This window comes from Rhizobium sp. TBD182, from assembly GCF_001950375.1.
Classification (GTDB): Bacteria; Pseudomonadota; Alphaproteobacteria; order Rhizobiales; family Rhizobiaceae; genus Agrobacterium; species Agrobacterium tumefaciens.
In genome coordinates this window covers 18,721-31,278 of record NZ_BDLN01000008.1, presented here as the reverse complement: position 1 = coordinate 31,278, position 12,558 = coordinate 18,721, and the positions used below count along the sequence as shown (strand labels likewise).

Genomic DNA, 12,558 nt, shown 5'->3' with positions numbered 1-12,558 from the left:
CGTGGCAGGTTCCGCCACGGCCACCTCTTATCGTCAGGATCGAATGAATGCCAGAAGATCGGCGTTCAGCACATCGGCATTCACGGTCAGCATGCCATGCGAGAAGCCGGGATAGGTCTTCAGCGAACCATTCTTCAGCAGCTTGGCGGACTTCAGTGCAGAATCCGCGATTGGAACGATCTGATCGTCTTCGCCGTGGAGAACGAGCGTCGGCACGGTGATTGCCTTCAGATCTTCCGTCTGGTCGGTTTCGGAGAAGGCCTTGATGCCATCATAGTGCGCCTTTGCACCGCCCATCATGCCCTGGCGCCACCAATTCTGGATTACGCCTTCCTGAACCTTGGCGCCATCGCGGTTAAAACCGTAGAACGGGCCGGCCGGGACGTCGCGGAAGAATTGCGCCCGATTGGCCGCCAGCGCCGAACGGAAGCCGTCGAACACTTCGATCGGCAGGCCTTCTGGATTGGCTGCGGTCTTCAGCATCAGTGGCGGGACTGCCGATACCAGAACGGCCTTGGCGACACGACCGGCCGGCTGACCAAACTTCGCCACATAGCGCGCCACTTCGCCACCGCCGGTGGAATGGCCGATATGCACGGCATTTTTCAGGTCCAGCGCTTCGACGACAGCGAAAGCGTCGGCGGCATAGTGGTCCATATCATGCCCTTCGGAGACCTGGGCAGAGCGTCCGTGGCCACGGCGATCATGGGCAACGACCCGGTAACCGTTGGCGAGGAAGAACAGCATCTGGGCATCCCAGTCGTCAGACGATAACGGCCAGCCGTGATGAAGTACGATGGGCTGAGCATCCTTGGAGCCCCAATCCTTGTAGAATATTTCGACGCCGTCCTTGGTGGTGATAGTACCCATGGTCTTGTTTCCTTCGATTGATGTGTTGGTGGGGGCAGCGTTTGCTGCGAAGGTGAATACGGGTGAAATGGCCATCGCCGCTGCGGCTGCACCAACTGAAAGCAGTGCGCCACGGCGCGTTATGGAAAAGTCGTTCTGGGTCATCTCACGTCCTGCAAATGTATGGTTTCGTGTTTCAGGCGACGCCGTTGCTCGTCTGATGCGTGGATATTGCTACCAAGTCGCGGGCACAACAATTGAACTAATAATTCATAGTTTGTTGTGAAATTCGAAATAATACGTTCCGGTCGTTATCGGGACAGTGCGGATTGTCCCGATAACGCGGAATCTATCATTTCTGCTTTGCCGAGACGGCCTTGGCGGCAGCATCGATGGTATCAGCGACGACCGTCGGCTGCGTCATGAACAGGGCGTGGCTTGCTGAGACCTTGGTGATCTTGGCTTTGATGCGTTCGGCCATATGGATCAGCATTGCCTGGTCGAATGCCTTGTCCTCGGTAGCGATCACAGCCCAGCTGGGCTTGGTGCGCCAGGCAGCATGTTCGAGCTTCGTGCCGAACGCCGACATGTTGATCGGGACCTGAGCGTCCCTCATGAACGCAACATCGGCATCGCTAACGTCATGAGCAAAACCAGCCTTGAACTTTGCCGGGCTGACATATCCAAAACCATCCTTCGTGGTTTCGATGACAAATTCCGATGCGGGAGCAAACCCCTGATATTGCTGGGCTGTCGTTTCGCCGGCATCTGGTGAGAGCGCAGAGACATAGACGAGGCCAGCAACCTTTTCATCAACGCCCGCTTCTGTAATGACCGTGCCGCCCCAGGAATGTCCGACCAGAATGACCGGACCGTCCTGCCGCTCGAGAGCACGCTTTGTGGCGGCAACGTCGTCCGCCAGAGAGGTCAGGGGATTCTGGACGATGGTCACGCGGTAACCACGCTTTGTGAGATTGTCGTAGACACCCTTCCAGCCAGAGCCGTCAGCAAAAGCGCCATGGACAAGCACGACGTTTTTTACGGACTGGTTCTGGGAAATGGTGTCGGCAGCGTTTGCCGGCAGTGCGGCAGACAATGCGGCGGTGGCAATTGCAGAAAGGGCGGTTGCGGACTTGCGTGTCATGGCTTCTTCCTTTTTGTTTTGCGATAACTGTTATCGCGATACACATAAGCTGACAGATGCTGACCCTTCCGTCAAGATAATTCTTATCGCGATATTTATTTTTGCCATATGATTGGCTATATGTATGTGTGAAGGAGCCTAGAATGACCATACGTCACAACAATCCACCGCCTTTGCACGACCAGCTGTGCTACGCAATTTATACTGCCGGCATTGCCATCCAGCGCGCTTACAAGCCCCTTCTGGATGAGCTGGGGCTGACGTACCCGCAATATCTCGTGCTAAACGTGCTTTGGAGCGGAGATGAGCAAACCGTTGGCGCCATTGCAAACGCCCTCGCATTGGAATCGAGCACACTGACGCCGCTCTTGAAGCGCCTTGAGACAGCCGGCTTGTTGCGCAGGACCAGAAACCTCAGCAATGAGCGGCAGGTGGTCATCGCTTTGACCGAGGAAGGCCGCGCATTGCAGCACAGGGCGGGCTGCCTCAGCGACACCTTGCTTGCAGCTTCAATGCAAACTCCAAAGGAGCTGGCCGATCTGAACCACGACGTCCGCCATCTCCGCGACGCGATCTATTCACAGATCGGCGGGTGGGACGCGCCCGCCTGATCTGCAGGCGCATCTCGGAACCTACGCTGTCGGCACCGTCCCCCCATCAATTGTGTATTCGGTACCAGTAATCGAAGCCGCACGGTCGGAAGCGAGGAAGGCGATCAGGTTTGCGACCTCTTCCGGTTTTGCCGGGCGGCCGAGCGGAATGCCGCCCAGTCCATCCATGATGATCTTCTTGCCACCCTCAAGGTCAGTTCCGGCCTGCTTCGCCAGGCGCTCTGCAAGGTGGACGGAGGCTTCCGTTTCGATCCAGCCCGGCGAAACCCGAACGACACGCACACCTTTGGGCGACACTTCCTTCGACATCGCCTTGCTATAGGTCGAAAGTGCCGCTTTTGCTGCGGCATAGGCTGTTGTCGATTCCGGAAGTGGCAGGACTCTCTGGATGGATGTCACATGCACGACGACGCCGCTTCCCCGGGCGACCATATCCGGGACCAGTTGCCGATCCAGCCGGACAGCCGGATAAAGGTTAAGCGACATTTCCTTGTGCCAGTCATCCTCCGACAGGGCAGAAAAGCCGCCCCCCGATGCTGAGGAGCCACCCAGCATATGGACGATGACATCGACGCCGCCAAGGCGCCGCCGCGTGGCCTCTGCGACGATTTCACATCCCTCTTCGGTGCTCAGGTCCGCATCGACGAACAATTCTTCCGGCATGTTTTCCGGACGGGCACGCGCTGTCGTCAGCACCTTTGCGCCTAGTTCGCGAAACAGGCTGACGGTCGCAGCGCCAGCACCCTTGGTTCCAGCCGTAATGAGTGCGCGTTTGCCTTTCAGATTGAGAAAGTCGATCATGACCGGATCTCCAGCCTGACGATCCTGTCGTCGTTGATCGTGAAGGCATGGATTAGCATCACCGGACTACCGGGAAACTTGCCACTCACCCTCGCCCGCACGAGTACCTTGTCACCGTCAACCGTGGTTTCCACAGGTTCGGCAACGTATTGAGCCGAACTCTTGGCGGCCACCCACCATTGACGGATGGCGGCAGTGCCCTGATAGCGGGCATTCTCGTCCTCGACCACCGCATCGACATCAAGCGTTTGCAACAGCCCGTCGGCATCGTTGCGGGTGTCGGCGTCAAAATACATATTCACAACTTGGGGCATATCCATCTTATTTCTCCTTGTGAGGTGCCCCTAAGTTAGTGCTCTACCATTGCATGGATAAGTGGGATAAATATGCACGTGATGTTGAACAGATCGGGATAATGGAACAGTTAAACCTTAGGGAACTCGAAGCAGTCATCGCGATCGCCAGGCGCGGGACGTTTCGCGCAGCGGCTATCGATCTCGGTATGTCCACAACTGCGCTCAGCCACACCATCGGCAGGCTTGAGGCGGGGCTCGGCGTACGATTGTTCAATCGCACCACGCGCAGCGTCTCGCTGACAGATGCCGGCAGGCTCTTTGTACAGCAGGTTGCGCCTTCGCTTCAGGACCTTCATGCCGCTCTGGAAACGGTTCGCTCACAACGCGAGACACCGTCTGGAACGATACGCATCAATGCGGCACCGTTTGCAGCACGCGCCATCATCTCACCGCTCGTGCTTGAGTTCCTGCGTCGCTATCCCGAGATGAATGTCGATCTGGTCACGGAAGGAAAAATGGTTGATATCGTCAATGACGGTTTTGATCTGGGCGTCAGGGTGGCAGGTCTCGTTCCCAGCGACATGATTGCCGTTTCGCTCGGCCGGCCCCAGCGACACGCTGTTGTTGGTTCTCCGGACTATTTCGCACAACATCCTAAACCCGTGGTTCCTCCGGATCTTCTCAATCACAGATGCATTCGCGTTCGCTTGCCGGACGGCTCACTGTTTCGATGGCGGTTTGAAAAAGACGACGAGCCGGTGCAAATCGATGTGCGAGGCCCGATCACACTTGATGAAGCGGGCCTTGTGAGGACTTCGGTGCTGGAAGGTACCGGCCTGGGCTATACCATGGAAGAGGAAGTGCTCCCCGACATCAAAGCGGGGCGCCTTGTCCGGGTGCTGGAGGACTGGACACCACCGTATCCGGGGCTCTGCCTGTATTATCCCGGGCGCCGCAATCTGTCGGCTGGAGTGAAAGCGTTTCTTGATCTGGCCCGCGAGCTTTCGCGACGAGCTGCTGACTAACCCGCTGACCCCGCATTTGTAGTGGCGGCCCTTTGGGGAGCCGCCACATACGTCTTGGGATGGGGAAACAATCAAGCCTTGATGAAGGCCAACAGGTCTGGATTGATCACGTCGGCATGCGTGGTCAGCATCCCGTGCGGGAAGCCCTTGTAGATCTTCATCGTGCTGTTCTTGATCAGTTTGGCCTGAAGCTCCACGGCGGCCTTGTAGGGAACGACCTGGTCGTCATCACCCTGGGTCACCAGCGTGGGAACGGTAATCGCCTTCAAGTCTTCGGTCTGATCTGTCTCCGAAAACGCCTTGATACCTTCATAGTGCGCCACGGCGCTGCCCATCATCCCCTGGCGCCACCAATTGTCGATCACACCCTGCGAAACTTTCGCATCCGGCCGGTTGAAACCATAAAATGGGCCCGACGCAACATCGAGGAAGAACTGCGCGCGATTGGCTGCCAGGGCGCTACGGAACCCATCGAAGACTTCCATCGGCGTGCCATCAGGATTGCCTGCGGTTTTCAGCATCAGCGGCGGAACGGCGCTGACGAGGATTGCCTTTGCCACGCGTCCCTGTGGCTGACCATGCCGTGCGACGTACCGAGCGACTTCGCCGCCGCCTGTGGAGTGACCGATATGAACGGCATTGCGCAGGTCAAGATATTCGGCGACGGCGGAGGCATCGGCAGCGTAATGATCCATGTCTTGACCATTGCTCACCTGGCTGGAGCGTCCATGGCCGCGGCGGTCATGGGCCACAACACGATATCCCTTGCTGAGGAAGAACAGCATCTGGGCATCCCAGTCGTCTGACGACAGCGGCCAGCCATGGTGGAAGACGATCGGCTGTGCATCCTTCGGACCCCAGTCCTTGAAGAAGATCTCTACGCCGTCTTTGGTGGTGACGAAATTCGTGGTCATCGATGCAATTCCTTCTGGGTTACGGGAAATTTTCTTTTCGGAAGCCATCGCCGGCATGGCCAAGGCAAGAGAAACCGTGGTGCCGGCCAACAGGACCTGCCGACGGGACAGTGAAAGTTCGTTGATCATGGGCCTCTCCGAAATTTCGCGCGCTCATTCGGCGCCGCGGGTGCTTTCGAACAGGAACCAGGCACGGCGCTCTGCCTCATCCACCCAGTTTTCGATCAGGCTGGCGGTTGCGATGTCGCCATGGTCTTCACAAAGATTGTGTGTCGCCTTCATCAGCGAGACGAGTGTGAGGTTATCGTCGCGAAGCTCGGCCAGCATATCCGCCGGGGTCACGAAATCGGCGTCGTTGTCGAGAAGCCGCTGCAACCTGGAAATATGGCTGATCGAACGAAGTGTGGTGCCGCCGATCTTGCGAGCTCGCTCGGCAATGTCGTCCGTCATGGCGAAGATCTGCTCGCCCTGCTCGTCCAGCATCAGGTGGTAATCACGGAAATGCGGACCGCTCATATGCCAGTGAAAATTCTTCGTCTTGAGATAAAGCGCGAAGACATCGGCCAGCAGCGCCGTCAACGCGCCGGAAATATCGGCGGTTGCGTTCGTGCCAAGGGCAGTCGGTGTTGCAAGAGGCGACTTGCGATGTTTTTCAGCGAGGCTGCGGTTCATGGTAATCTCCATTGGGTTTGGGTTTGGGTTTGGGTTTCAGGGATTCAGGGCTTCAGAGCCGTGCAACGATCAGCGGATCGTCGATATCGACAGGAAGAGGCAGGAGGGCTTGCTCGGAAAGGCCCAACTGGCTAGCGATCACATTGCGTGAATAACCGGCCGCCGCTGCTCGGTAACCGATATCTTGTGGCGCGCTGTGACTGAAGAAAATCAGGATATGCAGTGTGCCACTGCCGGCGTTTTCGATGTGATGCGGGTAAGCCGGCGGCACGAAATAGGCGTCGCCCGGATGGATCGAATAGGTGTCAGCGCTTCCATCGGGATCAAGGACTGTCATCTGACCGGTCCCTTCGAGCACATAGCCCATTTCGGCGGTCTCGGGGTGCCAGTGCGGTTCGCGCAGGCCAATCTCGCTGATGCGGACAGAAAACATCGAAAGACCATTTAGAACAGACCAAGCCGGAGCCTGCGCGGTCCTTGCAGAGCCCGCCGGCGACGATACGTGCGGCGCTGACTCCTCGACACGGAATTTGAGCCTGTTTGGATGAAGCGCCTGCTTTTCAACGGCTGGCTGGGCCTGCAGGTCGAATATCTCTGTGTTTGCGTTCAGCCTGCCAAAACTCGGCGGCGTTTGCGGTTGCCACTCGAATGTGCTCAGCAGCACGGCGTCGGACATCACGTCGAAGGCGCCAGACAGGCCGAAATCTTCCGGATCCTCGTTCGAAAAGGCAAGGATGAACTCCGCCTCCGTCTCACCGGTATTTTCAATTGCGTGAACCGTGCCTGACGGAACGAAGAACATTTCGCCAATGCCGATAAGAAAGACGTCGCGGCTGCCATGATTGCCGACGACAGTCACCAGTGCCTGGCCGCGGACACAGTAGCCCAGTTCATTGGCATTCGCATGCCAGTGAGGCTCCCTGATCGCGTGTGCCGTGAGCACCAGCCTGCGTATTGAAAGGCCTTTGAGGATTGGCAGTTGATTGCGACCAAGGCACATGATCGATCCCGCCGGGCTTTCGAAGGCTGCAGGCCGGTCCTTGAGAGAAAGAACATGTTTTGAAATCTGCATCTTCAACTCCTGCCCACATCGTTTGTTTGACGAGATGGTTGTAGGCGAGGATCTGGTTGTGCGGTATCCAATGCTTGGTTAGTCGGACTGACACCTAAGTATAGTGGCTCGCCTGCCGAACCGAGGCTACAAATTCAGGCCCTCCACTGAAGAGATGCTGGATGCCAATGCACCCTGAATGTTCAAGCGCGCCCTTTCACACGGATGTCGCGATCCATCTGAGGCCATCCCAGTCCTGGAATGGCCTTTCTTTTTTGCGCGGTTATGAGATTGAGTTTGCATAGGAATATTGGAATTGCCAATTGCGTTTCGGCAGCAGGGATGGCTTGATAATGCGGTCGATCTCAACGTGGGAAATCTCCTTGCATTCGCTGGTCCTGGTAAACCCGGAAAGACGGCTGCCGGCGCGCTTTGAACTTGGCGTGCTCGTCTGCGCATTTTTGCTCGCAGCGCTGATCTTCTATCTCGATACCTATACCGACATTCACAGCGCGCTTGCCACGCTCTATGTCATCACCTTGCTTCTGTCGGCAGAAACCCTGACAGAAAAAGGGACGATGCTGGTGACCGGTATCTGTATCAGTCTGGCGGCAGTCTCGTATCTTGCAGCTCATGGGCTGCAAACCGACCTCGCCGCAACCCTACGCCTGGCGGTCGCGGTTGCTGCAATGTTGATCACCTGCGCCTTGATCATCCGCAATCAGCGCGCGCGCCTCAATCTTGTGAAATTCAATGCCGCCCTGCAGAGCAGCGAAGAGCGCTACCGTACGATTTTCGAGCAAAGCCGCGTTGCACTTTGGGAGCGCGACTATTCGCAGGTCCGCGCAATGCTGATGGCGTTGAAAGCAAATGGTGTCAAAGACCTTGGTGCTCACGCTCGGGAGAACCCGGATTTTCTGGAGCGATGCATTGTCAGCGTCCCTACCGTTGCCGCCAACGCGGCGGCACTTGAATTGCTGGGCCATGTGGGCAACAGCAATCCCGGCTCCATGCGCCGCTATATTGCCCAGGACGACGCCACCTTTCTCGATCTCATCGCGGCAATTTTCAACAACGAGACGCATTTCGAAGGCAAGGGCAGCATCATCACCAGCGATGGCACCAGCAAATTTGTGCTGCTGACCGTTGGCTTTCCTGAAGATCCTGCCAATTTCAACCGTGTCATTGTCGGTATGTTCGACATTACGGAACGGGAACTCGCCCAGAAAGCACTGTTCGAGGCCCAGGCGGAATTGGCATTGGCGTCGCGCGCGGCAACCGTCGGTGCGTTATCTGCCTCGCTCGCGCACGAACTCAATCAGCCGCTCGGCGCCTTGGTGGTCAACGCCCAGACCCTGCAGCGCTGGCTGGATCGCGACCCGCCGGATCTGGCAGCCGTTTCCCGCTCAGCTGAGCGCATCGCTCGTGACAGCCAGCGTGCCAGCGACATCATTCAGAGCGCAAGATCAATGCTTGGTAACCGCCCGCCCGATATCGAGCCGGTTTCGCTGGCCGATCTCGTCACGGAGACACGCGCGCTGATGGAGAGCGAGCTGGTCAGAAATGGGGTCATTGTTGAAATAGCTGAAGCAAGCGATGTGCCCACCGTCAACGCTGTGCGGATAGAGCTGCAGCAAGTCTTGATCAACCTGATCACCAATTCCCTTCACGCCATGGCCGAAACCCCGGAAGCGATGCGGCGGATATCGGTAACGATCGAGCCTGGGGATGGTCAAAGCGTGATCATCAAGGTTCTCGACACAGGTCCCGGGCTCAGTCCGGACGTTCTCAAAAACCTGTTCAAACCATTCTGCACGACCAAACCAACCGGGCTTGGCATGGGCCTTGCCATCTGCCGCAGCATGCTCGAAGCCCGCGGCGGCACGCTGTCTGCCAGCAATCACATCAATGGTGGCGCATTGTTCGAAATGATCGTCCCGATGGAGGCAACCCATGAATGATGCGAGAAAGTCCGGCAAACCGCCGAACGGCGATACGCCGGTTGTCTACGTCGTCGATGACGATACTGCGATACGCGAGGCTTTGGTCGATCTGTTCCTGTCAATTCGAACAGAAGCAAAATCCTTTGAAAGCGCCCAGGACCTGCTCGAAAATGCCGATCTGGACCGACCTGGCTGCATTCTTCTCGACGTTCGCCTGCCCGGTGCGAACGGCCTTGATTTTCAGCTCCACCTGGAAAAACTCGGCAACCGAATGCCGATCATCTTCATGACGGGTCACGGTGATATACCAATGACAGTCCGTGCCATGAAAGCAGGCGCCATCGACTTCCTGACCAAACCTTTTCGGGACCAGGACATCCTCGACGCCGTCTCGGTCGCTTTTCAGAAAGATCGGGAAATGCGCCAGCAATCTGCTGCAAATGGCGCCGTCGTGGAACTGGCCAAGACATTGACCCGCCGCGAGCATGAGGTCATGACGGCTGTCGTGCAAGGCCTGATGAACAAGCAGATTGCGTTCAACCTCGGGATCAGCGAGATCACGGTCAAGCTGCATCGCGGCAATGTCATGCGCAAAATGGAGGCGCGCTCCGTAGCCGAACTGGTGCGCAAGGCGGAACTGCTAGGCCTTTGAGGCCAAAACCTAGACCCTTGTATGGTGCAATGTTGTGTCTCGATGGCGCATATAGAAGCCAGTTGATTTTAAGAGGCAAGGCCCAATCAAATTGTCCAAAACACCTGTCATAGCCATCGTTGACGACGATCGGTCGATCCGCGAAGCCCTTGACGATCTCGTTTTGTCCTGCGGTTACGAGAGCCGGCTGTTTTCGTCTGCGGAAGACTTTCTGGCCCGCGGTGATCGCGTCGCGATCGACTGCATGCTGGTCGACGTTAAAATGCCAGGCTTAAGCGGCATCCAGATGCAGGACGTGTTAAACTCGCGTGGTGATCAAAAGCCGCCGATGATCTTCATGACATCCTATTGCGACGAGCGAACGAGAGCAGCGGCAATGGATGGCGGTGCATTCGCATTCCTTGGGAAGCCAGTCGATTTCAACCAGCTTATACTGTGTCTTGAAGAAGCACTGAAGCACTGAAATTTCCAACACGTTCAGGAGTGGAACCATGTCTGATCAATGCTCGCACCTGCCGACGATCCGATCGGTCAAGCCCATGACGCTTGGCTGCGAGGAATGTCTCGAAACTGGCCAGATATGGCTTCATTTGAGGCTCTGCCGCGAATGTGGTCATGTCGGCTGCTGCGATCAGTCCCCCGGCCGCCACGCGACCGCGCATTTCCACACCACCCGCCACCCCATCATCGAGGGCTATGACCCGCCGGAAGGCTGGGGCTGGTGTTATGTGGACGAAACCATGGTGGACCTGCCTGATCAGACACCGCAACGCGGGCCGATACCGCGATATTACTGAAACTTCGCCGAAAAATCGGCGGTGACCTGCGGACGACATTTCCAGCTGGAGGTAACAGATGGCAGATCTCAGCGCGCGCCTGGACCAGATGTTTCCGGTGCTCAACCCCCATCAGGTCGAGACGGCCAAGCGTTTTGCCAGCGGCGAGCCAAAATATTTCGCTCGTGGTGACTTCGTCTACAAGGTAGGAGACCACGCAGCGCCCGCCTGGCTGGTGCTGAAGGGATCGATGGACGTGTTTCGCCACGAAGGTCTTTCCGGCGAGGCGCCGATCACGACGCATGGAGCAGGCCAGTTGTCTGGCGAAGTCAACCAGCTGTCGGGTCGACCGACACTTGCCGGGGCCCGCGCCGGGTCCGAGGGCTGCACGGCCATTCCCTTTGATGCCGCCCATTTGCGGGCCTTGGTGATCGGATCGGCCGATGTCGGCGAAATCATCATGCGCGCCTTCATCCTGCGCCGCGTCGGTCTGATCGATGCAGGCGCAGGTTCTGTTCTGATTGGAACCGCTGGCAATGCCGCGCTCTCGCGTCTGCAAGGATTTCTAGCCCGCAATGCCTTTCCCCACATCGTACTTGATGCTGCCATGGAGGGTGAAGGTAAGGCGCTGATCGAACGCCTGGGTATTCTCGCCTCCGACCTTCCGCTAATGGTCTGCCCCAACGGCACCGTGCTCAAGAAACCGACAGATGCGGAGGCCGCAGCATGTCTCGGCATGACGCCGGACCTCAAGCCCGGAAAGCTCTATGACGTCGCTGTTGTCGGCGCTGGACCGGCGGGCCTTGCCACCGCCGTCTATGCCGCTTCGGAAGGGCTCGACGTCCTTGTCATCGATGAACACTCGATTGGGGGGCAGGCCGGCGCTTCGTCTCGGATCGAAAACTATCTCGGCTTCCCGACGGGCATATCCGGACAGGCGTTGGCGGGACGTGCCTACAATCAGGCTCTCAAGTTCGGGGCGGAAATGGTTCTTCCCGTCGCTGTCAAAAATCTGATCCCTCCGAAAGATGACGCAGGTGTGCTGGCGCTCGAACTCGACGGTGGAAAATCGGTGACGGCCCGCAGTGTCGTCATCGCATCCGGCGCTCGCTACAGGCGACCGGACATCACCAACATTGACGGTTTCGAGGGCAACGGCGTTTCCTATTGGGCCTCGCCGATCGAGGCAAAACTTTGCGCCGGCGAAGAGATCGTCCTGGTTGGCGGCGGCAATTCGGCAGGCCAGGCCATCGTTTTTCTGGCGCCTCAGGTCAAGACACTTCATCTGGTCGTGCGGCGCGCACTCGAAGATACGATGTCGCAATATCTGATCGACCGTATCAAGGCCCTGCCGAACGTCCAACTGCACATGCATTGCGAAGTGGACGCGATCAATGGCGATAACGCCACTGGCATCTCCTCCGCAAGACTGCGCAACCGCCTGGATGGAAGCGTGAACACCTTGCCGCTTCATCATCTCTTCCTTTTTATCGGCGCGGATCCGAACGCTGGCTGGATCAGCAGCCGGGTGCAAACCGATGACAAGGGCTTCATCGTCACTGGGCAATCCTTCGATGAGCATTGTCGTTTTTCCCGCAAGCCATTGCCCCTCGAAACCAGCCTGCCGAATGTCTTTGCCATCGGGGATGTCCGTGCCGGATCGACCAAGCGGGTCGCGGCAGCAGTGGGGGAAGGTGCCGCCGTCGTCTCGCAAATCCACGCCGCACTAAGCCTGATAAAGCCCCCGAACTGAAGCATCCGACCTTTCTCAAAATCAAAAACCCGCTGGCAGAAGCCAGCGGGTTAAAAATATCGTTCTTGAGT

Annotated in this window: 14 protein-coding genes; 7 read left to right on the top strand and 7 right to left on the bottom strand. The window is 57.5% G+C overall.

Annotated elements, in window-relative coordinates; genetic code table 11:
• Window positions 1-33 precede the first annotated feature (33 nt).
• Both T18_RS20480 and T18_RS20475 read right to left on the bottom strand, forming a co-directional pair.
• On the bottom strand, window positions 34-1,014 hold the full coding sequence (locus T18_RS20480; protein WP_038494765.1) for an alpha/beta fold hydrolase: 981 nt from the start codon (window positions 1,012-1,014) through the stop codon (window positions 34-36).
• Window positions 1,015-1,201: 187 nt separating this feature from the next.
• Window positions 1,202-1,993 carry an alpha/beta fold hydrolase gene (locus T18_RS20475; RefSeq protein ID WP_003519240.1) on the bottom strand — a complete coding sequence of 264 codons (792 nt, stop codon included), beginning with the start codon at window positions 1,991-1,993 and terminating at the stop codon, window positions 1,202-1,204.
• 143 nt (window positions 1,994-2,136) lie between these two features.
• Here T18_RS20475 and T18_RS20470 point away from each other — a divergent pair, with 143 nt between their 5' ends.
• The gene (locus tag T18_RS20470) at window positions 2,137-2,604 is read left to right on the top strand and encodes a MarR family winged helix-turn-helix transcriptional regulator (RefSeq protein ID WP_003519242.1); all 468 of its coding nucleotides are present in this window, start codon (window positions 2,137-2,139) and stop codon (window positions 2,602-2,604) included.
• A gap of 21 nt (window positions 2,605-2,625) precedes the next feature.
• Here the strand turns inward: T18_RS20470 and T18_RS20465 are convergent, their stop codons facing one another.
• Both T18_RS20465 and T18_RS20460 read right to left on the bottom strand, forming a co-directional pair.
• A complete protein-coding gene (locus tag T18_RS20465) occupies window positions 2,626-3,405 on the bottom strand; it encodes an SDR family oxidoreductase (protein ID WP_013762165.1) in 780 nt (259 codons plus the stop codon).
• The gene (locus tag T18_RS20460) at window positions 3,402-3,725 is read right to left on the bottom strand and encodes a nuclear transport factor 2 family protein (RefSeq protein ID WP_038494761.1); all 324 of its coding nucleotides are present in this window, start codon (window positions 3,723-3,725) and stop codon (window positions 3,402-3,404) included. Before T18_RS20460 ends, T18_RS20465 begins: the two co-directional genes overlap by 4 nt.
• A 47-nt stretch (window positions 3,726-3,772) precedes the next feature.
• On the opposite strand from T18_RS20460, the gene T18_RS20455 reads away from it, so the two are divergent.
• The gene (locus tag T18_RS20455; protein WP_025595167.1) at window positions 3,773-4,726 is read left to right on the top strand and encodes a LysR family transcriptional regulator; all 954 of its coding nucleotides are present in this window, start codon (window positions 3,773-3,775) and stop codon (window positions 4,724-4,726) included.
• Between the two features lie 71 nt (window positions 4,727-4,797).
• On the opposite strand, the gene T18_RS20450 is transcribed toward T18_RS20455, so the two are convergent.
• From T18_RS20450 to T18_RS20440, 3 genes are read right to left on the bottom strand one after another with little or no spacing between them, the layout of a single operon-like run.
• Window positions 4,798-5,769, bottom strand: coding sequence for an alpha/beta fold hydrolase (locus tag T18_RS20450; RefSeq protein WP_038494758.1), 972 nt, complete (start codon window positions 5,767-5,769; stop codon window positions 4,798-4,800).
• A gap of 24 nt (window positions 5,770-5,793) precedes the next feature.
• A complete protein-coding gene (locus T18_RS20445; protein WP_038495858.1) occupies window positions 5,794-6,312 on the bottom strand; it encodes a Dps family protein in 519 nt (172 codons plus the stop codon).
• A 52-nt stretch (window positions 6,313-6,364) separates the two neighbouring features.
• Window positions 6,365-7,384: a cupin domain-containing protein gene (locus tag T18_RS20440; RefSeq protein WP_038494755.1), complete on the bottom strand. Its 1,020-nt coding sequence runs from the start codon at window positions 7,382-7,384 to the stop codon at window positions 6,365-6,367.
• 332 nt (window positions 7,385-7,716) lie between these two features.
• Here T18_RS20440 and T18_RS20435 point away from each other — a divergent pair, with 332 nt between their 5' ends.
• From T18_RS20435 to T18_RS20415, 5 genes are all read left to right on the top strand, one after another.
• Entirely contained in the window at window positions 7,717-9,324 is a 1,608-nt protein-coding gene (locus T18_RS20435; protein WP_233284985.1) for an ATP-binding protein, read from the top strand.
• Window positions 9,317-9,958, top strand: a complete 642-nt coding sequence (locus T18_RS20430; protein WP_003519256.1) for a response regulator transcription factor — start codon at window positions 9,317-9,319, stop codon at window positions 9,956-9,958. Before T18_RS20435 ends, T18_RS20430 begins: the two co-directional genes overlap by 8 nt.
• Before the next feature lie 91 nt (window positions 9,959-10,049).
• Window positions 10,050-10,421: a response regulator transcription factor gene (locus tag T18_RS20425; protein ID WP_003519258.1), complete on the top strand. Its 372-nt coding sequence runs from the start codon at window positions 10,050-10,052 to the stop codon at window positions 10,419-10,421.
• A gap of 28 nt (window positions 10,422-10,449) precedes the next feature.
• Window positions 10,450-10,755 (top strand): UBP-type zinc finger domain-containing protein, encoded by a 306-nt coding sequence (locus tag T18_RS20420; protein WP_003519260.1) that lies wholly within the window; start codon window positions 10,450-10,452, stop codon window positions 10,753-10,755.
• A gap of 58 nt (window positions 10,756-10,813) precedes the next feature.
• Window positions 10,814-12,487 (top strand): FAD-dependent oxidoreductase, encoded by a 1,674-nt coding sequence (locus T18_RS20415; protein ID WP_003519261.1) that lies wholly within the window; start codon window positions 10,814-10,816, stop codon window positions 12,485-12,487.
• Window positions 12,488-12,558: the final 71 nt, after the last annotated feature.

Bases quoted from the DNA above. Each gene is read 5' to 3' on its own strand.
- T18_RS20430 (WP_003519256.1), top strand. From the start codon at position 9,317: ATGAATGATGCGAGAAAGTCCGGCAAACCGCCGAACGGCGATACGCCG.
- T18_RS20460 (WP_038494761.1), bottom strand. From the start codon at position 3,725: ATGGATATGCCCCAAGTTGTGAATATGTATTTTGACGCCGACACCCGC.
- T18_RS20440 (WP_038494755.1), bottom strand. From the start codon at position 7,384: ATGCAGATTTCAAAACATGTTCTTTCTCTCAAGGACCGGCCTGCAGCC.
- T18_RS20465 (WP_013762165.1), bottom strand. From the start codon at position 3,405: ATGATCGACTTTCTCAATCTGAAAGGCAAACGCGCACTCATTACGGCT.
- T18_RS20475 (WP_003519240.1), bottom strand. From the start codon at position 1,993: ATGACACGCAAGTCCGCAACCGCCCTTTCTGCAATTGCCACCGCCGCA.
- T18_RS20445 (WP_038495858.1), bottom strand. From the start codon at position 6,312: ATGAACCGCAGCCTCGCTGAAAAACATCGCAAGTCGCCTCTTGCAACA.
- T18_RS20450 (WP_038494758.1), bottom strand. From the start codon at position 5,769: ATGATCAACGAACTTTCACTGTCCCGTCGGCAGGTCCTGTTGGCCGGC.
- T18_RS20455 (WP_025595167.1), top strand. From the start codon at position 3,773: ATGGATAAGTGGGATAAATATGCACGTGATGTTGAACAGATCGGGATA.
- T18_RS20470 (WP_003519242.1), top strand. From the start codon at position 2,137: ATGACCATACGTCACAACAATCCACCGCCTTTGCACGACCAGCTGTGC.
- T18_RS20415 (WP_003519261.1), top strand. From the start codon at position 10,814: ATGGCAGATCTCAGCGCGCGCCTGGACCAGATGTTTCCGGTGCTCAAC.
- T18_RS20420 (WP_003519260.1), top strand. From the start codon at position 10,450: ATGTCTGATCAATGCTCGCACCTGCCGACGATCCGATCGGTCAAGCCC.
- T18_RS20435 (WP_233284985.1), top strand. From the start codon at position 7,717: ATGCGGTCGATCTCAACGTGGGAAATCTCCTTGCATTCGCTGGTCCTG.
- T18_RS20480 (WP_038494765.1), bottom strand. From the start codon at position 1,014: ATGACCCAGAACGACTTTTCCATAACGCGCCGTGGCGCACTGCTTTCA.